At 61.7% G+C, this 21,596-nt stretch carries 17 protein-coding genes, 1 pseudogene and 2 riboswitches; of the genes and pseudogenes, 8 read left to right on the top strand and 10 right to left on the bottom strand.

Going from position 1 to position 21,596, the window contains the following annotated elements; all coding sequences use genetic code 11:
- Positions 1 to 53: 53 nt before the first annotated feature.
- The 4 genes from cobM to KGA98_RS07825 all read right to left on the bottom strand — a co-directional run bounded on the left by cobM (position 54) and on the right by KGA98_RS07825 (position 2,202).
- Positions 54 to 800, bottom strand: a complete 747-nt coding sequence (gene cobM, locus KGA98_RS07840) for a precorrin-4 C(11)-methyltransferase (protein WP_223501982.1) — start codon at positions 798 to 800, stop codon at positions 54 to 56.
- An 81-nt stretch (positions 801 to 881) separates the two neighbouring features.
- The gene (locus KGA98_RS07835) at positions 882 to 1,295 is read right to left on the bottom strand and encodes a cobalamin biosynthesis protein (RefSeq protein WP_102671349.1); all 414 of its coding nucleotides are present in this window, start codon (positions 1,293 to 1,295) and stop codon (positions 882 to 884) included.
- Positions 1,292 to 1,999 (bottom strand): CbtA family protein, encoded by a 708-nt coding sequence (locus tag KGA98_RS07830; protein WP_150814461.1) that lies wholly within the window; start codon positions 1,997 to 1,999, stop codon positions 1,292 to 1,294. Before KGA98_RS07830 ends, KGA98_RS07835 begins: the two co-directional genes overlap by 4 nt.
- An 11-nt stretch (positions 2,000 to 2,010) precedes the next feature.
- On the bottom strand, positions 2,011 to 2,202 hold the full coding sequence (locus KGA98_RS07825) for a CbtB domain-containing protein (RefSeq protein WP_057714565.1): 192 nt from the start codon (positions 2,200 to 2,202) through the stop codon (positions 2,011 to 2,013).
- 120 nt (positions 2,203 to 2,322) lie between these two features.
- A riboswitch (cobalamin riboswitch) is annotated at positions 2,323 to 2,549 on the bottom strand.
- A gap of 177 nt (positions 2,550 to 2,726) precedes the next feature.
- Positions 2,727 to 2,940: riboswitch (cobalamin riboswitch) on the top strand.
- Between the two features lie 102 nt (positions 2,941 to 3,042).
- On the opposite strand from KGA98_RS07825, the gene cobW reads away from it, so the two are divergent.
- From cobW to KGA98_RS07805, 4 genes are all read left to right on the top strand, one after another.
- Positions 3,043 to 4,113 (top strand): cobalamin biosynthesis protein CobW, encoded by a 1,071-nt coding sequence (gene cobW, locus KGA98_RS07820; RefSeq protein WP_317848786.1) that lies wholly within the window; start codon positions 3,043 to 3,045, stop codon positions 4,111 to 4,113.
- 3 nt (positions 4,114 to 4,116) lie between these two features.
- A complete protein-coding gene (gene cobN / locus KGA98_RS07815; protein ID WP_223501981.1) occupies positions 4,117 to 7,953 on the top strand; it encodes a cobaltochelatase subunit CobN in 3,837 nt (1,278 codons plus the stop codon).
- A 150-nt stretch (positions 7,954 to 8,103) separates the two neighbouring features.
- The gene (locus tag KGA98_RS07810) at positions 8,104 to 9,111 is read left to right on the top strand and encodes an ATP-binding protein (RefSeq protein WP_102671353.1); all 1,008 of its coding nucleotides are present in this window, start codon (positions 8,104 to 8,106) and stop codon (positions 9,109 to 9,111) included.
- Positions 9,112 to 9,230: 119 nt separating this feature from the next.
- Entirely contained in the window at positions 9,231 to 9,776 is a 546-nt protein-coding gene (locus KGA98_RS07805) for a vWA domain-containing protein (RefSeq protein ID WP_317848785.1), read from the top strand.
- Between the two features lie 145 nt (positions 9,777 to 9,921).
- Here the strand turns inward: KGA98_RS07805 and KGA98_RS07800 are convergent, their stop codons facing one another.
- The 3 genes and pseudogenes from KGA98_RS07800 to KGA98_RS07790 all read right to left on the bottom strand — a co-directional run.
- Positions 9,922 to 11,145 carry an NADH:flavin oxidoreductase/NADH oxidase family protein gene (locus KGA98_RS07800; RefSeq protein WP_223501980.1) on the bottom strand — a complete coding sequence of 408 codons (1,224 nt, stop codon included), beginning with the start codon at positions 11,143 to 11,145 and terminating at the stop codon, positions 9,922 to 9,924.
- Positions 11,146 to 11,341: 196 nt separating this feature from the next.
- Entirely contained in the window at positions 11,342 to 12,067 is a 726-nt protein-coding gene (locus KGA98_RS07795; RefSeq protein ID WP_223501979.1) for a hypothetical protein, read from the bottom strand.
- A 185-nt stretch (positions 12,068 to 12,252) separates the two neighbouring features.
- Positions 12,253 to 12,366, bottom strand: a pseudogene (locus tag KGA98_RS07790) (GGDEF domain-containing protein); the annotation flags it as partial.
- Positions 12,367 to 12,659: 293 nt separating this feature from the next.
- Between KGA98_RS07790 and KGA98_RS07785 the strand changes: the two are divergent.
- From KGA98_RS07785 to KGA98_RS07770, 4 genes are all read left to right on the top strand, one after another.
- On the top strand, positions 12,660 to 13,049 hold the full coding sequence (locus KGA98_RS07785; RefSeq protein WP_057714589.1) for a RidA family protein: 390 nt from the start codon (positions 12,660 to 12,662) through the stop codon (positions 13,047 to 13,049).
- 171 nt (positions 13,050 to 13,220) lie between these two features.
- A complete protein-coding gene (locus tag KGA98_RS07780; RefSeq protein WP_223502071.1) occupies positions 13,221 to 13,985 on the top strand; it encodes an IclR family transcriptional regulator in 765 nt (254 codons plus the stop codon).
- Between the two features lie 39 nt (positions 13,986 to 14,024).
- The gene (locus KGA98_RS07775; protein WP_223501977.1) at positions 14,025 to 15,242 is read left to right on the top strand and encodes an amino acid deaminase; all 1,218 of its coding nucleotides are present in this window, start codon (positions 14,025 to 14,027) and stop codon (positions 15,240 to 15,242) included.
- A gap of 128 nt (positions 15,243 to 15,370) precedes the next feature.
- Complete coding sequence (locus KGA98_RS07770) at positions 15,371 to 16,303, top strand: sugar kinase (RefSeq protein WP_223501976.1); 933 nt, start codon at positions 15,371 to 15,373, stop codon at positions 16,301 to 16,303.
- Positions 16,304 to 16,448: 145 nt separating this feature from the next.
- Here the strand turns inward: KGA98_RS07770 and KGA98_RS07765 are convergent, their stop codons facing one another.
- The 3 genes from KGA98_RS07765 to KGA98_RS07750 all read right to left on the bottom strand — a co-directional run bounded on the left by KGA98_RS07765 (position 16,449) and on the right by KGA98_RS07750 (position 21,481).
- Positions 16,449 to 16,724, bottom strand: a complete 276-nt coding sequence (locus KGA98_RS07765) for a peptidylprolyl isomerase (protein ID WP_007898282.1) — start codon at positions 16,722 to 16,724, stop codon at positions 16,449 to 16,451.
- Between the two features lie 70 nt (positions 16,725 to 16,794).
- Positions 16,795 to 19,332: a PAS domain-containing sensor histidine kinase gene (locus KGA98_RS07760; protein ID WP_223501975.1), complete on the bottom strand. Its 2,538-nt coding sequence runs from the start codon at positions 19,330 to 19,332 to the stop codon at positions 16,795 to 16,797.
- 193 nt (positions 19,333 to 19,525) lie between these two features.
- Positions 19,526 to 21,481 (bottom strand): acetoacetate--CoA ligase, encoded by a 1,956-nt coding sequence (locus tag KGA98_RS07750; RefSeq protein WP_223501974.1) that lies wholly within the window; start codon positions 21,479 to 21,481, stop codon positions 19,526 to 19,528.
- Positions 21,482 to 21,596 lie beyond the last annotated feature (115 nt).

Genomic DNA, 21,596 nt, shown 5'->3' with positions numbered 1-21,596 from the left:
TCCCACAGGTGGCCGCATTTCAATGTGGGAGCGAGCTTGCTCGCGATGGGGCCCTACGGGCGATACAAATGCGCATGCCCCGCACGATACAGCGATGACTCGCTGAAGTGGTCACTGCCCAGCACCCGACCCACCAGAATCAACGCCGTACGACGAAATCCCTTCGATTCAACCTTCCCGGCAATATCTGCCAGCGTGCCCACCACCCAATCCTGATCCGGCCAGCTCGCGCGGTGCACCACCGCAATCGGGCAATCAGCGCCGTAATGCGGCAGCAGTTCCTCGACGATCTTCGCCAGGTGACTGACCCCCAAATGAATCGCCATGGTCGCGCCGTGCTGCGCCAGGCTGGAGAATTCCTCTCCGGGTGGCATGGCGGTTTTGTCGGCGTAGCGAGTCAGGATCACGCTCTGCGAAATGTCCGGCAGGGTCAGTTCCGCGCCCAAGAGCGCTGCGCAAGCGGCTGTGGCAGTCACGCCGGGTACGATTTCGAACGCAATGCCCAGTTCACGCAGATAGCGAATCTGCTCGCCAATGGCGCCATACAGGCTCGGATCGCCAGAGTGCACCCGGGCCACATCCTGGCCTTTGGCGTGGGCGGTCTTGATCAGGTCGATGATCTGTTCCAGGTGCAGTTCGGCGCTGTTGACCACCTGTTCGGCACAGTGACCTTCCAGTACGGCGGCCGGCACCAGTGAGCCGGCATAAATGATCACCGGGCAACTGCGAATCAGCCGCTGGCCCTTGACGGTGATCAGTTCGGGGTCGCCGGGACCTGCGCCAATGAAGTAGACGGTCATCGTCGGTTCCTGTGGGAAAAAGGGGCTGAACAGGTCTTCAGATGAAGAATGTTCATGATCGAAGGCGGGGATTATCGGTTTTTACGCAGCGCCAGCCAATGCCAGGGTTGCCTGGGCATATTTTTGTCGTGGAATCAGCAGTTTTGCCGGGGCCTGGGCCAGTTGTTCGGCCAGGGCCAGTGCGGCGCTTTCCGCAACGCCGTAGCAACCGGTGCGTTCAAACGCTATTTGCGATTGATGGCTGAGTTGCGGTTCATAAGCGGCCAGTTGCTCACTGCTGAAATACATCAGTTCCAGGCCGAGTTGCTGAGCCAGTTCGATCAGTGCAGGTTCGTCGCGCTTCGAATCGATGCTGGCCAGCGCCTTGATCTCATGACGAGCTATCTGGTGCGCCTCCAGCGCCTGATCGAGCAGCGCCAGCAACGTGCTGACGGGGCAGCCCCGTTGGCAGCCCAGGCCGACTACCAGGGTCGGCGCTGTGCTGACGTCAGTCATGCGTTGTATTGACCATCGCTTTTGCGACGGAACAACCAGGCGCTGATCAGGCCCAGGGCCAGCCAGAATGCCACGTTGGTCAGTTGCGAAGCGATTTTGAACCGGGTTTCCAGCGCCTCTGGAGCAAGCATCGAATGCACCTCCGGTTGCGGCGCGCCAATCACATGGGGAACGGCGAGGATCGCCGCGCCGAGGACTTTCATCAGCCAGTGACGGCTGAACACGATCAGCGCAATACCGACGGCGGTGGAGGCGGCGGTACCGACCCACCACAGTTGCCGTTGTGCCAGGTCGGCGGCGGCAGTGCCTGGCAATTCAGGTGGCAGGCCAAGGGTCGGGGCGAGCACGAAGGTCGCGTAACCGGCCAGGCCCCAGAGCAGGCCTTGAGAGGTTTTGGTCGGCGCACGCAAGGTGTACAGGCCGGCCAGCATCAGGGCGAAACCGACCGCCACCACCAGGTTGCCGCCGGTGGTCGACAGCACGCGCTGCCAGCCGTCTTGCGGCTCCCAGGCTTGTGCATCATGAGTGTGGGCAGCCACAGCACCGTCGGCGTGTTCATGCATTTCAACAGCGGCCGGTTCGGCTTTTTCGTAGGTCTCGGCCTGTAAAATCAGCGGGGCGACCCAGAAACTTTGCAGCAGGGTCAGCAACAGGGCGGCCAGCAGCCCGGTGAAACCTGCGGTTTGCGCAATACGCTTGATCATGTCGACAGCTCTCAATGGCACGGGAACGCGGAGCTGTGGCGGGTATCGTGGGCGGCGTTGTGCACCGCTTCGATGTGCGAGAAACCGGCGAAATACACAAGGCACGCGCCCAGGATCGACGCGCAGACGGCGGCGGCCAGACGTTGGGTCAGGGTTGAGGTGGTGCTTGCGGCTGTGTGTTCGGCGCTGCTGATGATCGACATGGCGTTTCCCTCTGGTCTGTCAGCGGGGAATAAGAGCGCATGCAAAACCCCGCACGACCAGGCGCGCAAGGTTTCAAACAGCGCCCGCCCACCGCGGGTTTGTTGGTTCAGTGATCGTACTGGTCACTTTGTGTTGCGGGCCGGTCTCCGGGCTCACGAGGGGCAAAGGCTTGCGCCTGGACCTGAAAGCATCACCTTCCCATGCCGCAGTGGCACAGTGGATCTGACGCTTCGCTCGCTTACCGTTGCGGGGGCAGCACCGGACTGACATGGCTTAAGAGTAAAGCACATGATTCACCGGTTTCCCGTTTCACCCTGTGAAGGGCACCCGTAACAAGGTGTGTAGGAGAGCATGGGCGGGGGTTGGGCGTCAATTGGCAGGGGTTCTCAACTCGGAATCGTGGTGACTTCTTCGCGAGCAGGCTCGCTCCCACAGGGGAACGCACTTCAATGTGGGAGCGAGCCTGCTCGCGAAGGGGGCACCGCCGATTTCAAGTGAACATTGACCCGCCCCAATACCATGCGTAGCCTTGCGCTTTCGAGGTTCTTCGGCGTTTGTCGAAGCTAAGAAGGGAACGCGGTCAATGCCGCGGCTGCCCCCGCAACTGTGAACGGTGATGTTCGTTGCCACGCCACTGCTGACTCAATCCATGAGGCCGGCGGGAAGGCGCAGCGAATGCCTGGCTCAAGCCCGGCACACTGTCAGCCAGGAGACCTGCCTCGTCACAGATTCTCACTTTCAACCGGGCGGGGTGATCCGGTGGCGAACTCTTCAGGCACGCGCGTGCGCGTTGCCGGTCGTCGTCCCGTATGCCCGCCAGCTTAGCCATAGGGCATCCGATGAAAACACTGGCCAAACTCCCCGTCACCATCGTTACAGGCTTTCTCGGCTCGGGTAAAACCACGCTGCTGCGCCACATGCTCGACAACGCCCAGGGTCGCCGCATCGCGGTGATCGTCAACGAATTTGGCGAATTGGGCATCGACGGCGAAATCCTCAAGCAATGCTCCATCGGTTGCACCGAAGAAGAAGCCAACGGCCGTGTCTATGAACTGGCCAACGGCTGCCTGTGCTGCACCGTCCAGGAAGAGTTCTTCCCGGTGATGCGCGAACTGGTGGCGCGTCGCGGCGATCTGGACCACATTCTCATCGAAACGTCCGGTCTGGCGTTGCCCAAGCCGCTGGTGCAGGCCTTCCAGTGGCCGGAAATCCGCAGTGCCTGCACGGTGGATGCGGTAATCACCGTGGTCGACAGCCCGGCCGTGGCCGCCGGCACCTTCGCCGCGTTCCCGGATCAGGTCGACGCCCAGCGCAAACTCGACCCGAACCTGGACCACGAATCGCCGCTGCACGAACTGTTCGCCGACCAATTGGCCAGCGCTGACCTGGTGATCCTCAACAAAACCGACCTGATCAACCCGACGGACCTGGCCCGTGTGCGCCTGGAAGTCGCCGAGGAATTGCCGCCAGCGGTGAAAATCATCGAAGCCAGCAGTGGTCGCCTGCCGCTGGACGTGCTGATCGGCCTCGGTGTCGGCTCCGAAGAACACATCGACAGCCGCCACAGCCACCACGACCATCATCACGATGGCGACGACGATCATGATGACCACGATCACGACGCCTTCGATTCGATCTCCATCGAACTGCCGCAAGCCGACGAAAGCCTGCTGCTGGACGCGCTGACCCAGTTGGTGGTCCAGCACGGCATCCTGCGCGTCAAGGGGTTTGCGGCGATTCCGAACAAACCGATGCGCCTGCTGATCCAGGGCGTGGGTACGCGTTTTGACAAGCATTTCGACCGCCAGTGGGGCGCCGAAGAAACGCGAGTCACCCGCTTGGTGCTGATCGGCCAGGAACTGGACGCCACTGTTCTCGAAGCGCAATTGCGCGCCGCGCTCAGCGTGTAAGCCATGCACCTGCTCAGGACCCAGCCCGGCGGTTTCGTGTCGGATGACAACATTGCCGACCTTGGACAAACCCCCGCCGAGCTGGTGGTCCTGTGCAGCGGCGATTCCAGCCTGGCGCTGCTCGCCGAAGCGGCGCAGCAGTTGCCCGACGATTACCCGAGCGTGCGCCTGGCCAACCCGATGCAGGTGCAGAACCATGCCTCGGTTGACCTGTACGTCGATGAAGTCTTGCGCCACGCCAAGGTCATTCTGATCTCGCTGCACGGCGGCATCGCCTATTGGCGTTACGGCATCGAGCGTCTGGTCGAGCTGTCGCAGCGCGGCGTGCAGCTGATTCTGGTGCCAGGTGATGATCGCCCGGACCCGGAGCTCAGCGACTTGAGCACCGTCGGTGCCGAGGATCGCGATCGCCTCTGGCAGTTTCTGCGCCAGGGCGGCATGGGCAACGCCCTCGACTTCTTCCGCTGCCTGGCCAACCGCTGGCTGGCCCGTGATTACACCTGGGATGAGCCGCAAATCCTGCCGCGTACGGCGATTTACCATCCGCACAAACACTCTGCCGCGCTGAGCGACTGGCAGGCCGATTGGCATGCCGATCAACCTGTGGCGGCGGTGCTGTTTTACCGCTCGCATTTGCAGGCGGCGAACACCGCGTTCATTGATGTTTTTTGCCAGCGTTTGCAGGCGGCGGGGTTGAATCCATTGCCGATTGCGCTGGCCAGCTTGAAAGAGCCCGGCTGCCTCTCGGTGGTCGAGGACTGGCTGGATGAAGTCGAAGCTTCAGTGATTCTGAACACCACTGGCTTCGCTCAATCCAGTCCGGAAGCACCTCATCTGCGCCCGTTTCGCCGCAATATCCCGGTGATCCAGGCGATTTGCGCCCAGGACAACGAACCCGGCTGGCGCGCCAGCGAACAGGGGCTTGGCCCCCGTGACCTGGCGATGCATATCGCGTTGCCTGAGCTGGACGGGCGCATCATCAGCCGCCCGATCAGCTTCAAGGACCTGGCGTGGCGCAGTGAGCGTAGTCAGTCGGATGTAGTCTGCTACCGGCCACAACCGGAGCGCATGGACTTCGTTGCCGAACTGGCGCGGCGCTGGATCGATCTGGCGCGGGTGCCCAATGCTGAAAAACGCATTGCCTTGATTCTCGCCAACTACCCGACCCGCGACGGTCGCATCGGCAATGGCGTCGGCCTCGATACCCCGGCAGCTGCGCTGAATATCCTGCAGGCGTTGCATGCCGAAGGTTATCCATTACCGGCTGAGTTACCAGACAGCGGCACCGCGCTGATCCAGCAGTTACTGGGCGGCGTCAGCAACGACCTCGATACCCTTGACCTGCGTCCGTGCCAGCAAAGCCTGGGCATGGATGATTATCTAGTGATGTTCAACGCCCTGCCTGAAGCCAATCGCGCGGCGGTGCTCGAACGTTGGGGTGCGCCGGAAAACGACCCGATGTGTCGCAGCGGGCGGATGATGATCGCCGGCCTGCGTTTTGGCCTGACCTTCGTCGGCATTCAGCCGGCCCGGGGTTATCAGGTCGACCCGAGCGCGGTGTATCACGACCCGGACCTGGTGCCGCCCCACGGCTACCTGGCTTTCTACTTCTGGCTGCGCAACACCTATGGCGCCCACGGCGTGATCCACGTCGGCAAACACGGCAACCTCGAATGGCTGCCGGGCAAGGGCGTGGGGCTGTCGGAACATTGCTGGCCAGATGCTTTGCTCGGGCCGCTGCCGAACATCTATCCGTTCATCGTCAACGACCCGGGCGAGGGCGCCCAGGCCAAGCGGCGTACCCAGGCGGTGATCATCGATCACCTGATGCCACCGCTGACTCGCGCCGAAACCTACGGCCCGCTGCGTAACCTCGAGCTGTTGGCCGACGAATATTACGAAGCGCAGCTGCTCGATCCGCGCCGCGCCCGAGAGTTGCAGCGCGACATCCTGCAATTGGTGCGCGACACCCACATCGACCGTGAACTGCAACTGGACGAACAGCTCGACAGTGATGCCGACGCAGCGATCTGGTTGCCGCGACTCGACACTTACCTGTGCGACTTGAAGGAGTCGCAGATCCGCGATGGCCTGCATGTGTTCGGCGAATCGCCCACCGGGCGATTGCGCATCGATACCTTGCTGGCGCTGTTGCGCATTCCACGGGGCGATGGCCGGGGTGCGCAGTCGAGTCTGCTGCGGGCGCTGGCCAAGGCCTTCGGACTAGGATTCGATCCGCTTGATTGCGCCTTGGCCGAGCCGTGGATTGGACCACGACCTGAACAACTGCAAGTACTCGGCGACGAACTTTGGCGTACCACAGGCGATACCCGCGAACGTCTTGAGCTGTTCGCTACACAACTGATCTCACAGACATTGAACTGTAGGAGCGAGCCTGCTCGCGATGGTGTGTCAGTCGACACCCATGTGGCTGACACACCATCGCGAGCAAGCTCGCTCCTACAGGAGTCGGACTGGACTGAGGTGCAAGTCATTATCGATGGTTTGCGTGACGTCATTGCTCCGCGTCTGGACGCCTGCGGTCCGGCGGAAATGCGCGGATTGCTCGACGCGCTTGGTGGTCGCTTCGTCCCGGCCGGTCCCAGCGGCGCGCCCAGTCGTGGTCGTCTTGACGTGCTGCCCACCGGGCGCAACTTCTATTCGGTGGACGTGCGCAACCTGCCGACCACCACGGCGTGGCGCATCGGGTTCCAGTCGGCCAACCTGATTCTCGAACGGCACCTGCAAGACCACGGCGATCATTTGCGCCAGCTCGGCCTGTCGGTGTGGGGTACCGCAACCATGCGCACCGGTGGCGATGACATCGCCCAGGCGATGGCGCTGATGGGCGTGCGTCCGGTCTGGGCCACCGGCAGCCAGCGGGTCGATGATTTCGAAATTCTGCCGTTGAGTTTGCTCGACCGCCCGCGGGTGGACGTGACCTTGCGTGTGTCCGGTTTCTTCCGTGATGCCTTTGCCAATCTGATTCGTTTGTTCGACGCAGCGGTGCAAGCGGTGGCCGATCTCGATGAGCCGGACGACCTGAACCCGTTGGCGGCCAAGGTACGCGCCGAGCGTGCAGCCTTGCTGCAGGCGGGGCTCGATGAAGACGCAGCGCGACGTCAGGCCGGCTGGCGGATATTCGGGGCCAAACCCGGTGCCTACGGCGCGGGTGTGCAGGGCGCCATCGACGGTCGCCTGTGGCAGAGCCGCGAGGACCTGGCCGAGGTCTACCTCAACTGGGGTGGCTACGCTTACGGCGGTTCCGACGAAGGCACCGCCGCCCGCGAACAGTTCAGCCAGCGCCTGAGCCAGGTACAGGCGGTGCTGCAAAACCAGGATAACCGCGAGCACGATCTGCTCGACTCCAACGATTACTACCAGTTCCAGGGCGGTATGCTCGCGGCGGTGGAGAGCCTGAAAGGCGAGGCGGCGGCCAGCTATCATGGCGACCACAGCCAACCGGACCTGCCGAAGATTCGCACCTTGAAGGAAGAGCTGAACCGGGTGATCCGCTCCCGGGCGGCCAACCCGAAGTGGCTCGAAGGTGTTAAACGTCACGGCTACAAAGGGGCGTTCGAAATGGCTGCGACGGTCGACAACCTTTTCGCCTTCGACGCCACCACGCAATTGATCGACGATCACCAGTACGCGTTGCTGGCCGATGCCTATTTGCTCGATCCGGGCACCCGGGATTTTGTCCGCGAACACAATCCTCATGCCTTGCGCGACATGACCGAGCGCATGCTCGAGGCGCAACAACGGGGAATGTGGAAGGAGCCCGGCGAGTACCGCGAGGCGCTGGAGAATCTGTTGCTGGATATAGAAGAAGATGGCTGACGCACTTAAACCTGTGGGAGCGAGCTTGCTCGCGATGACATGCGTTCAGTCGACAAAAATGTTGCCTGACATTCCACCATCGCGAGCAGGCTCGCTCCTACAGGGTTTGAGGTGCCTGTGAAGATCACCGACCATGACCGAGATAGAACAATGACCGACACCCCGCATTTCCCGCTCTGCGCCGTGGTCGGCGCCGACGATTTGAAGCTGGCCCTGTGCCTGACCGCCATCGACCCGAAAATCGGCGGTGTCCTGATCGAAGGCCCGCGGGGCATGGCCAAGTCGACGCTGGCCCGCGGTCTGGCGGATCTGCTGGCGAGCGGTCAGTTCGTCACCTTGCCGCTGGGCGCCACTGAGGAGCGGCTGGTCGGCACCCTCGATCTCGATGCGGCACTGGGCGAAGGTCGCGCACAGTTTTCCCCCGGCGTACTGGCCAAGGCTGACGGTGGCGTGCTCTATGTCGACGAGGTCAATCTGTTGTCCGATCATCTCGTTGACCTGCTGCTCGATGTGGCCGCCAGCGGCACCAATCTGGTGGAGCGTGACGGCATTTCCCATAGGCATTCGGCAAAATTCGTGCTGATTGGCACCATGAACCCGGAAGAGGGAGAACTGCGTCCGCAATTGCTTGACCGTTTCGGTTTGAACGTCGCCCTCGGTGGTCACACCGCGCCGGTCGAGCGTGGTCAGATCATCCGTCGCCGCCTGGATTTCGACGCCGACCCGCAAGGTTTCTGCGCCGAATGGGAATCCGCACAGGCGACTCTGCGTGACCGTTGCCAGAACGCACGCAATGCACTGGCAAGCATTCCCCTCGACGACCAGGCGCTGGCACACATCACCGAACGCTGCTTCGCCGCTGGCGTCGATGGTTTGCGCGCCGATCTGGTCTGGCTGCGCGCTGCCCGGGCTCACGCTGCCTGGCGCGGGGCGAACGCCATCGCCGAGGAAGATATCGACGCAGTCGCCGAGTTCGCCTTGCGCCATCGCCGTCGCGAACATTGCGCACCGACGCCTCAGTCATCCCAGGCGACGCAACAATCGGCGCCTCAGCACGCCAACCCGAGCGAAGGGCAGGGCCAGTGGGGCGAGTTGCCTGCCCAGGCGCTGGCGGTCGGTGCACGACGTGAAGTGCCGAGCTGGCCAAAAAAGCCCTAGGCATTCGCCCACGCTCCGATGCGGGGGCGAATGCCAGACCCCGAGCCGGGCGGCTGGACCACGGCAAACAGGGTAAGCGTCATACGGCCCGTAGCGGTTCGGTCAACTGGCCTGGCACCTTGCTCAATGGCCGACCGCGTCAGCGCGACGACCTGTTGTTTCAGCTGCGCACTCGCTCGCCCCACGAACTGTGGCTGGTGATCGTTGATGCCTCCGCATCGACCCGCCGTCATCAGGCATTGAGCGATGCCAAGGGCTTGCTGGCGCAGTTGTTCGACGATGCCTATCGCCAGCGTGCGCGTCTGGCGCTGCTCACAGCCAGTGGTGCTGCACCGAAGTGGCAGGTGCAGGGATTGAAGGCCTCGACCGGGTTGCGCCATTGGCTCGATGGCCTTGGCGCCGGGGGCGGTACGCCGTTGCTGGCCGCGTTGGGCGAAGCGGGGCGATGGCTTGGTGCACGGCAAAAGCGTTTTCCGGCAGAGCAGCAGCGGTTGTTGCTGGTGACCGATGGACGGCTGAAGGACTGGCCGTTGTTGCCCGTGCTGGAGTGCCCGGGGGTGCTGATCGACATCGAGCGCGGGCCGATCCGGCTCGGGCGCAGCAGGGTGTTGGCGGCGCAGTTGCAGGCCGAGTATCGGCACATTGACGAGCTGCTTCCTGGCTGAGATCTGTTTGGCAGTTCCGGCCTCTTCGCGAGCAAGCCCGCTCCCACATTGGTCCGGGTGAACACAAAGTCTGTGAACACCGAATGATCCCTGTGGGAGCGGGCTTGCTCGCGAAGGCGGTGGGTCAGTCAACATCAATTCCAGATTACTTACCCATCGCCTGCCGATACTGCCGGGTGCGCTTGCCAATGTATAACCGGTCGAGAATCAACGCCCACAACGCCGAGACTTCAGGTCGGGTTTTGCGTCCACGGCTCAAGCGATGCAGCTGGAACTTGACCACCGCCATGCTCGCCAGCGCCGCCAGGGGCTTGCGCTTCCAGCGGATCGGCGGCAGTTGCGGATGGCTGTCCTGGCCTTCGCGCCAGTGCTTGACCAGGTGTGGCTCCACAGCGAGCGCGGTGCCGATGCCGGCCATGGCAAGGCCGCTGTCGAGGACCTGTTCGACGATTGCCAGACGCCGGATCCCGCCAGTCACCATCACCGGCATCCGCGCCACGCTGGCCAGTTCGCGGGCCATTTCCAGAAAGTACGCCTCCCGCGCCAGGGTTCGGCCGTCGCGTGCCTCGCCTTGCATGGCAGGCGCTTCGTAACTGCCACCGGAGAGTTCCAGCAGGTCGATCGGTTGTTCGTTGAGCCACTGGATCACTTGCCGAGCATCATCGGCATCGAAACCACCGCGCTGGAAATCTGCTGAGTTGAGTTTTACCGACACACAAAATTGCGGCGACACCGCTTGGCGAACCGCCTCGACGACGGACAACAGCAGACGCGCGCGATTTTCCAGGGATCCGCCCCATTGATCGGTGCGCCGATTGGTCAGCGGCGAAAGGAACTGGCTGATCAGGTAGCCGTGGGCGGCGTGGATCTGCACGCCGGTAAAACCGGCTTTTTCGGCCAGTGCGGCGCTGGTGGCGAAACGTCGGATCACCTCCTGGATGTCGTCCGCGCTCATGGGTTTGGGTTCGGCGAACATCTTCGAGAACGGGCCCAGATCCAGCGCAACCGCCGATGGCGCCAGAGCTTGCTGGCCAAGGTTGGCCATGGTCTGGCGGCCAGGATGGTTGAGCTGCACCCAGAAATGCGCGCCGCCGGCCCGACCGACGCTGGCCCACTGGCGGAAGCGCTCCAGATGACGCTCGTCTTCCAGCGCTACACCGCCGGGACCGGTCATGGCGCGACGGTCGATCATTACATTGCCGGTCAGCAACAAGCCGGCCCCGCCCTCGGCCCAGGCCTGATACAGGCGAAGCAGTGCCTTGTCGGGTACTTGATCGGTATTGGCGAGGTTCTCTTCCATCGCGGCTTTGGCAATGCGATTGCCGATGGTCTGGCCGTTGGGCAAATTCAACGCTTGAAAGGGCGACATGCTTGGCTCCTCGTAGTAATGAGCAGAGGCTAACCTTAAAGTTAACTTTAATGTCAAGCAGATAAATGGGGCCGCAATGAAGATCGGTGAATTGGCGCAGTTGAGCGGGTTGACCGCATCGCGGATGGCCCATGGCAAGGCGCAGTTGCCGGGCTGGATCGACACCCTCCAGGCCCGGCCCGAAGGGGGATTTTTACTATTGAGCGGGCAAAACAGTTTGAGTGGCAGGGTAGGCAAAAGACTCAGTGTTATCGATAGTCGCAAAAACGGTTTGCTCCTCTCCCGGCTTTATGGGAGCAGGAACGTTTCGTGAAGAGCTGATGTATCGGTCTGGCTTCCAGCGGGTTGTATCCAAGCCTATGAGATACGGGATTAAAGTAGCCCCCGTATAAAGTTCGCCAGGTGGAACAGAGAAAATGGTGGTAATGGAGGTTTTAACTGGAAAAAAGATCGCGCCAGGGTAAGTGCCACATAACGGATAGTTCGGAGCTCCTTGTGAACATTTTGACGGTGGCTCCTGGCCGACTACCAGTTTGGTGGGCGGTGAACTTACACCCGTTACCACAACCGAAAATGAAATGCCCTTGCCTGGCAGGTTTTGCAGATTCAATTGTGACATCGTGAAGTTACCGTTAGGCAGCGTGGATACTTGCTTCAAAATGACGTCATCGCTGGTTTTCGCCGTTACCATGAACGGGCCTGTAGCCGTGGTCCCAACGATCGTGCCCGAGATGGATGTGGCACTTTTTGAAAGCGGTGTCGTGATGCAAACTTCAGGGCCATTCTGGCCGATGTACTTTCCATTGACCAAGCTGCTGCACTCTTCGCTGACCGTGGAAACAGTCGCGTCCGGCTCAATATTGCAACCCGTTAAACCCATCCCCAGCGTCGCGCAAAAAAATAAAGTTGTCGCCGTATTCATGTTCGATCCCCTTTGGTGTCGATAGTCGATGCGGCGCCAGTATTTCCTTGCCTGCTCAGAAGCGTCTACTGTCATAGTTGACAGTAGCTATCAGATTGGTCGGGTTTAAACAGATCTTTTTTCGATGGCACACATCGCTCGGTTAGCGATGAGGACGCGCTGTGCAGTAGGTGGGATAGATAGCTCTATTGATGAAATGTGTAGCGATCCTTCCCGGTATGTTTTGACTCATACAAGGCCGCATCGGCCTTGATCAGCGTCTGGTTCAGTGTGTCACCGTCGAGCACCCGGGCCAGGCCGTGCGTTTGGTAACGTTTTTTTTCTGTTTTACGCATCCTTTGATTCAAAACAAATTTCAATCTGCCTCACATTCCCTCCGCATCCTGTGGCACACTTTCTGCCGTCTATTCCGTTGTTATATACCAAGTTCCGCTATAGCGGAATTAATGAGGCGGCGGACAGTAAGCTCGATAGCGCTATGGTCCGCGACAAACTGATTGTGGTTGCCGGCAGAACGAATGCGCCTTGGCACCTCCAGGACTTTTCAAAAGCACGCGCTTTCAACCTTCACATTCAATCAGGAGAAACACCCATGAGCATTACTCGTTACGGCACCGGCAGCACCGCCGGCGGCGGTCAGCCTCGTCCATTCGCCCGCGCTGTCGAAGCCGATGGCTGGCTGCACGTGTCCGGCCAAGTGCCGGCGCTGGATGGCGAGATCATTGTCGGTGGTATCGTCGAGCAGACTCACCAGACCATGAAGAACCTGATCGCTATCCTTGAAGAGGCCGGTTATGGCCTCGAAGACGTGGTGCGTACCGGCGTGTGGCTGGAAGACCCGCGGGATTTCTGGAGCTTCAACAAGGTGTTCTCCGAGTACTTCAAGCCAGAACATGCCCCGGCGCGGGCCTGCGTGCAGGCGAACATGATGGTCGACTGCAAGGTCGAGATCGACTGCATTGCGTACAAGAAAAAGGCTTGAACCGAGTCGCGCCCATCGCGGGCAAGCCACGCTCCCACAGGTTTGTGTACTGCCACAGATTGCAGACACACCACCATTCCCTGTGGGAGCGGGCTTGCCCGCGAAGGCGGCCTGACGGTCAGCGCGGCACACTGGGTAAACTCCAGGCGACCATGAATGGGAACCACTGAAATGACCGAAGACACCATCAAGCGCCGGGCACGCGGGCTGGACCGGGCGTTCGATATCCTCGATTTCCTCAAGGAGATCGGCCAGCCCCTGCGCCCGAACGACATCGCCAACGGCATCGGCAGCCCCAAATCCACGGTCTACGAACTGGTGGCCTCGCTGCTGGAACGACGCATCCTGGAGCCGGTGGGCAAGGATGGTCATGTCTACCTCGGTCGCCAGTTGTACTTTCTCGGGCAGGCACACCTGCGACATTTCGACCTGACTCGCGAGGCCGATCACGCCTTGCAGGAAATCGTCAGTCAGACCCGTGAAACGGCGCAGATGTGCCTGCTCAACGGGCGCAAGTACACCGTTGCGCTGATGAAGGAGGGGGAGCGGCATTTCCGCATATCCTCGGACATCGGCGAAAACGCGCCCATCCCCTGGACCGCATCCGGGCGCTTGCTGCTGGCGCACCTGAGCGACCAGGCAATCGTCGACCTGATCGACCACGACGACTTCATCCTGCCCAATGGCGAACACTTGCCGCTGGAGCAATTTCTCAAGGAAATCCGTCAGGCCGGTATCGATGGTTTCTTTTCCTTCGATAGCGTCGCCGACACCTTTACCCATTGCTTCGCCGCACCGGTCAAAGACCCCAACGGCGTGGCCATCGCGACCCTGTGCATCGTCGCCCCCCGGGCCGATGCCAAGAACAACTACAACGACTACCGCCGGGTGCTGATCGAAAGCGCCAATAGCCTGGCCCGTCGCATCAACGAATAACAGCGGCTGCCTGCGGCCGCGTGAACGAGGAGTTCGACCATGTCTTCTGCCCCCAATACTGCCGCCGTGGAAAAAGGCACCGCACCCAAGGGCGCGAACCTGGTGCGTGACGTCAGCCTGCCTGCGCTGGTACTGCACCGCGAGGCGCTGGAACACAACATTCGCTGGATGCAGGCGTTCGTCAGCGACAGCGGAGCGGAACTCGCGCCCCATGGCAAAACCAGCATGACCCCGGCGCTGTTCCGGCGCCAACTGGACGCCGGTGCCTGGGGCATCACCCTGGCCAGTGCCACCCAAACCCGTGCGGCCTACGCTCATGGTGTGCGCCGGGTGCTGATGGCCAACCAGTTGGTCGGTACGCCGAACATGGCGCTGATTGCCGACCTGCTGGCCGACCCGACGTTCGACTTCTATTGCATGGTCGATCACCCGGACAACGTCGCCGACCTCGGTGCCTATTTCGCCTCCCGTGGCATGCGTTTGAACGTCATGATCGAATACGGCGTGGTCGGTGGTCGCTGCGGTTGCCGCAGCGAGCAGCAAGTGCTCGACCTGGCCAAGGCCATCGCCGCGCAACCGGCGCTGGCCCTGACCGGGATCGAAGGCTACGAAGGGGTGATCCACGGCGATCACGCAGTGACCGGTATCCGCGATTTCGCCGCATCACTGGTGCGTCTGGCGGTGCAGTTGCAGGACAGCGGTGCATTCGCCATTCCCAAGCCGATCATCACCGCGTCGGGTTCGGCCTGGTATGACCTGATTGCCGAGTCGTTTGAAGCACAGAACGCCGCCGGGCGTTTCCTCAGTGTGCTGCGTCCCGGCAGTTACGTGGCCCATGACCATGGCATCTACAAGGAGGCGCAGTGCTGCGTGCTCGACCGTCGCAGCGACCTGCACGAAGGCCTGCGTCCGGCGCTGGAGGTGTGGGCGCACGTGCAGTCGCTGCCGGAGCCGGGGTTTGCGGTGATTGCCCTGGGCAAGCGCGACGTGGCCTACGACGCCGGTTTGCCGGTGCCATTGCTGCGCTACAAGGCGGGCGTCGTGCCGGCCGAAGGCGATGATGTGAGCGTCTGCAAGGTGACTGCGGTGATGGACCAGCATGCGTTCATGACCGTGGCACCGGGGGTTGATCTGCGTGTGGGCGACATCATTTCGTTTGGCACTTCGCACCCGTGCCTGACGTTCGACAAGTGGCGTGTCGGTTGCCTGGTGGATGAGCAACTGAACGTCATCGAGACCATGGAAACCTGTTTCTAAGACTGAAATCGCGGCGCGGCTTTCGCGAGCAAGCCCGCTCCCACAGGGTTGTGTGTACACCGAAGATCCAATGTGGGAGCGGGCTTGCTCGCGAAGAGGCCCTACCAGACAAAAAGAGAAACCCGCGTATGAACACCATCAACACCTTCGGCCCCGACACTCCACGCATCGCCCTGATCGGCGAGTGCATGATCGAGTTGCAGCATCGCGCCGACGGCAGCCTGCAACAGAGCTTCGGCGGCGATACATTGAACACGGCCGTGTACCTGTCCCGGGAACTGGGAGAGGACGGCTCCGTGGACTACGTCACCGCCCTGGGCGATGACAGTTTCAGCGACGCGATGTGCCAGAGTTGGGCGGCGGAAAATATCGGGCTCGCCATGGTCCAGCGTCTGCCCGGACGCCTGCCGGGTTTGTATTGCATCCAGACTGACACCGCCGGTGAGCGACGCTTTCTGTACTGGCGCAACGAAGCGGCCGTCCGCGATTGCTTCACCACCCCGGCCGCCGCGCCGATTCTCGCCGCGCTGCCGGATTTTGATGTGCTGTACTTCAGCGGCATCACCCTGGCGGTACTCGGTGCGCAAGGTCGGGAAAAACTGCTGGAAACCCTGATCGAAGCCCGCCAGCGCGATGCGCGGATCGTGTTCGACAACAACTACCGGCCACGGCTGTGGGCATCGGTCGAGGACGCCCGTGCGGCATATCGCAGTGTGCTGGCGTATGTCGACCTGGCGTTGCTGACGGTGGATGACGAACAGGCGTTGTTTGGTTATGCCGACGGTGACGCGGTGTTTGCCGCGTATGAGCAGATCGGTACGCCGGAAGTGGTGCTCAAGCGCGGCGCACAAGCGTGCCTGATTCGTTGTGATGGAGAGTCGTTCGAAGTGCCGGCGCAGAAGGTCGAGCGGGTGGTGGACACCACGGCGGCGGGGGATTCGTTCAGCGCGGCGTATCTGGCTTCGCGGCTCAAGGGCGGCAGCCCCTCGCAAGCCGCCGAGGCCGGGCATCGGTTGGCGAGCCGGGTGATTCAGGTGCCGGGGGCGCTGATTCCCAAGTAAAAGTTGAATGGCCGCTGGCTGCGCCATCGGATCGCGAGCAAGCTCGCTCCCACAGTGGTAGTCGGTGTGGCTGCAACCTATTGCAACTCACAAATCCCTGTGGGAGCGAGCTTGCTCGCGATGGGGCCCGAAAGCCAACAGAGCATCAATCCCGGTAAAACACCTGCACCAGGTGATACCCGAACTTGCTCTTGATCGGCCCATGCACCACCCGCAGCGGTTTCTTGAAGATCACCGCATCAATCACGCCGACCATCTGTCCCGGCCGCACTTCACCGAGATCGCCGCCGCGCTTGCCCGATGGGCAGGTCGAATACTTCTTGGCCAGCACGTCGAACGCTTCGCCCTTGGCGATGCGTTGTTTGAGCTGCTCGGCTTCTTCCGAGGTTTTCACCAGAATATGGCGGGCTTGAGCTTTCATGTGGCGGTTACCTTGCAACGGTGGTGGCTATGTGGGTGGCAGCGGGGGGGGCGCGCGATTATGCCTCAACTCAGTCCGGTTGACTGATCATCGTGCGAATCTTGTTGGCCAGCAGATCGATGGAAAACGGCTTGGCTACCATGTCCATGCCCTCTTCGAGAAAACCCTGGCGCTCGGCGGCGATCTCGGCGTAACCGGTCATGAACAGCACTTTCAGTTCGGGACGATGCTGGCGGGCGATTTCCGCCAGTTGGCGGCCGTTCATGCCCGGCAACCCGACGTCGGTCACCAGCAGGTCCACCCGCAGGTCCGACTCCAGCAGCGGCAGGGCGCCCTTGGCATCTTCGGCTTCATGGGCTCGGTAACCAAGCTCATTGAGCAGGTCCAATACCAGCATGCGCACCGCCGCATCGTCCTCGACCAGCATCACGGTTTCGCCGGCAATCGCCGCCGGTGCCTCGCCGATGACGGGCGACAAAACTTTTTCCGACTCGGTCGAATGCAGGCGCGGCAGGTACAAACGCACGCTGGTGCCCCGTCCCGGCAGGCTGAACAGAGTGACGTGGCCCCCCGATTGCTGGGCGAAACCGTAAATCATCGACAAGCCCAAACCGGTGCCCTGGCCGATTGGCTTGGTGGTGAAGAAGGGGTCGAATGCCTTGGCCAGCACCGAGGGCGTCATGCCGGTGCCGTTGTCGCTGACGGCAATCATCACGTAGTCACCGGCCTTGACCGGTTCCAGGGTCGTCATGTCACTGCCGTCGAGGTACACGTTGGCCGTTTCGATCTGCAATTCGCCGCCATCGGGCATGGCGTCCCGGGCGTTGATCACCAGGTTGAGCAGGGCGTTTTCCAGCTGGCTGACATCGGTGTTGACCCGCCAGATGTTCTCGGCCAGTTGCAGGTTGAGCTCGATATGGTCGCCCTTGGTACGCCTGAACAAGTCTTCCAGAGAGTGGATCAGCTCGTTGGGGTTGAGCGGCTTGCGATTGAGTGATTGGCGCCGGGAGAACGCCAGCAAGCGATGGGTGAGGGCGGCGGCGCGGTTGGCCGAGGACACGGCCGCTTCGGTGAATCGACCGATCTCGCTGGCACGGCCGTCGGCAATGTAGCGTTGCATCAGGTCGAGGCTACCGATGATACCGGTGAGCATGTTGTTGAAGTCATGGGCGATGCCGCCGGTAAGCTGGCCGACCGCCTCCATTTTCTGCGCATGGCGCAAGGCGTCTTCGGCACGTTCGCGCTCGAACATCTCGTTCTGCAGGCGCTCGTTGGCTTCGGCCAGTTGGCGGGTGCGGGCGGCAACCCGTTCTTCAAGGGTTTCGTTGAGGTTGCGCAGGGCTTCTTCGGTCTTTTTGCGCTCGGTTTCGTCGATCACGAAGATGTAGAAACCGTTCACGGCGCCATCCGCGCCGTGGCGTGGCAGGTAATTCATCAAGGCCTGGCGGATGCTGCCGTCGCGGTGTGGCGTGCTGATGCTGAAACAGCAGGGCCGGCCAGACAGCGCTTCCTTGATGTGCGGAGCGCGCAGCGCATAGGCTTCTTCGCCGAGCACTTCAAGAATGGTTCGCCCGTAAAGCTCTTGCGGCGTCAGCCCGTACCAGTCGAGGTACGCCGCATTGTTCAGGCGAAAGCGTTCTTCGCGGTCGACGTAGCTGATCAGGACCGGCATGGCGTTGATGATCAGTTGCAGCTCGGTCTGGCTCTGGCGCAGGGCCTGTTCGGTGTGTTTGCGCTCGGTCAGGTCCAGGGCGGCGCCGAGGAAGCGCACCGGCCGGCCATGGTGATCCTTGTAGCAGCGACCGCGGGCAAATACCCAGCGCATCTGGCCGTCGGTTTGCAGCAGGCGATACTCCTCGGCGTATTCGGTGCCATGGGTGATGCAATGCTTGATGCTGCGGGCGATCAGGGCGCGGTCTTCGGGGTGTACGCCGTGCAGGTATTCACTGATCGGCAATTGACTGGCCATGGCCGGGTCGATGCCATGCAGTTGGGCAAAATGCGCATCGGCGATGAAACGGTCCTCGCTGATGTCCCAGTCCCAGGTACCGACCGCATCGGTGGCGGCGAGGGCCAGTTGCAGGCGTTCCTCGGTTTCACGCTGGGCCTTGAGGCTGGCCGCCGAGCGCTGTTCGAGTTCGAGGGCGATGCGCCGGCGTTCGTTGGTTTCGATGGCGGTGACCAGGATCCCGGACACCTGGGCACCTTCGTCACGGATCGGGCTGTAGGTCAGGTCGAGCCAGAAGTCAGACTCCCGGCCCCCGCGTTGCAGGGTAAAGCGCTGCTCGCTGTAGGTGCGCACCTGACCTTGCAGGACGGCGCTGTAGATCGGGTCGGTGAAGTCTTGCAACTCTGGCCAGATCAGGTGCGTCGGTTGTCCGAAAGCGTGCGGATGCTTGCTTCCGGCGAGCAGGGCGAAGCCATCGTTGTAGATTTGCGTCAGTTGCGGGCCCCATAACAGCAGCATCGGCATCGGTGAGTGAATGACGATGTCCACGGCGGTTCGCAGGCTTTGTGGCCAAGTGCTGGCAGCGCCCAGCGGGCTGCTCGCCCAGTCGATTCGGGCGATCAAGGCCTGGGCATCGCTGGCGGTTGGTATTGCGTTCATCAAGGAGTCCTGCACCAATTCGCTATAGCTGGCGTCTATTCTTGCACAGGTGACAGGCGCAGGTTGATTCGAAGGCTTGAGCGGTTACTGTGGGAGCGGGCTTGCTCGCGAAGAGGGCGTGTCAGTCGACATCTTTGTTGGCTGACCTGCCGCCTTCGCGAGCAAGCCCGCTCCCACAGGTTTTTGTGGCGCTTCAAGACTGGAGTTCGGGCCTGTTTCGGTACTGCTCCAGCGCTTCGGGATTGGCCAAGGCATCAGTGTTCTTCACTTTCTGCCCATGCACCACATTGCGCACCGCCAACTCAACGACCTTGCCGCTGATGGTCCGGGGAATGTCCGTCACTGCCACAATCTTCGCCGGCACATGACGCGGCGTGGTATTGGCGCGAATCACCTGGCGGATCTGCTGTTGCAGGGCCTCGTCCAGTTCGAGCCCGTCGCGCAAGCGTACGAACAGCACCACTCGCACGTCATCCTGCCACTGCTGACCGATCGCCACGCAGTCGAGCACCTGGGGGACTTTCTCCACCTGGCGATAGATTTCCGCCGTGCCGATGCGCACCCCGCCGGGGTTGAGCACGGCATCGGAGCGTCCGTGGATCATCATTGCGCCATGGGGCAGTTGTTCGGCGTAATCACCTTGGGCCCAGACGCCGGGGAACAGGCTGAAATAGGATTTGTGCAGTTTTTCGCCATCAGGATCGTTCCACAGGCCAATGGGCATCGCCGGGAAATGCCGGGTGCAGACCAGTTCGCCTTTTTCACCGATCACCGGGTGGCCTTCGTCGTTCCACACTTCAACGGCCATGCCCAGGCTCTTGCCCATGATTTCGCCGCGCCGCACGGGCGACATCGGGTTGCCGTTGACGAAGCACGAGACGATGTCGGTGCCGCCGGACATCGAAGCCAGGCACACGTCAGCCTTGAAGTCGCGATAGACGAAGTCGTAACTGTGCGGCGACAGCGCCGAGCCGGTGCAAAGCAATGTCTTGAGGCTGCTCAGGTCATGACTTTCGCGGGGCTTGATACCGCTGCTTTCCAAGGTTGCGAGGTATTTGGGACTGGTGCCGAAGACGCTGATGCGTTCGTCGTCGATCAGGTCGATCAAGCGTTGTGGCTCGGGCTGGAACGGTGAGCCATCGTACAGCACCACGGAGCTGCCTGTGGCCAGTGCCGACACCAACCAGTTCCACATCATCCAGCCGCAGGTGGTGTAGTAGAACAGCCGTTCACCGGGGCCTAGATCGCCATGCAGGCCGTGTTCCTTGACGTGTTGCAGCAACACGCCGCCGGTGCTGTGGATGATGCATTTGGGCACGCCGGTGGTGCCGCTGGAGTAGAGGATGTACAGCGGATGGGCGAAGGGCACGGGGACGAAATCCGGCTCGCCGCCGGGTTCGTAGAAATCGTCCCACAGCGTCACGTTGGCCTGGGTGTGGAATTCTTCGATGTGCGCCTGTGGCCGGGCGTAAGGCACGACGATCAGCTGTTGCAGCGAAGGCAGACGCTGGAGGATCTCGTTGACCTTGGCGCTCTGGTCGATCTCCTTGCCGGCATAGCGGTAGCCGGCGCAGGTCACCAGTACTTTCGGTTCGATCTGACCGAAACGGTCAACCACCCCTTGGGTGCCGAAGTCCGGTGAGGAGCAGGACCAGATAGCGCCAAGGCTGGTGGTGGCGAGCATGGCCACCAGGGTCTGCCAGGTGTTGGGCATGCACGCGGCGACCCGGTCACCCACACCGACGCCGGCGGCGATCAAGCCATTCTGAAAACCGGCGACCTGCTCGGCGAGTTCAGCCCAGGTCAAATGCTCACGCTGACCGTTTTCGCCGACGGCTATCACGGCGATCGCATCGTCGCGACGCTGTAGCAGGTGTTCGGCAAAGTTCAGCGTTGCACCGGGGAACCATTGGGCGCTGGGCATCCGGGGGCCTTCGAGCAGCACGGCGTCGGGTTGCTCGTGGAAGCGGATGTCGAAGAAGTCGACGATGGCCTGCCAGAAGTCCGGGCGCTGATCGATGGACCACTGGTGCAGGGCAGGATAGTCGTCGATCTTGAGGTGGTGTCGCTGATTGATGAAGCGCCGAAAGGCTTCCATGCGGGTCTTGCCAATGCGTTTGGCGTCGGGTTGCCAGAGGATGTCGGACATGGTTTGCCTCTTCTTTTTTATGCCTTCACACAGGCTGATGTGGAGCCGGCTTTTGTGGCGAGGGAGCTTGTGTGGCGAGGGGGCTTGCCCCCGTTCGGCTGCGAAGCAGTCGTGA

The organism is Pseudomonas sp. BF-R-24, assembly GCF_019947335.1.
Classification (GTDB): domain Bacteria; phylum Pseudomonadota; class Gammaproteobacteria; order Pseudomonadales; family Pseudomonadaceae; genus Aquipseudomonas; species Aquipseudomonas jessenii.
This window is presented reverse-complemented; position numbering and strand designations above follow the sequence as displayed.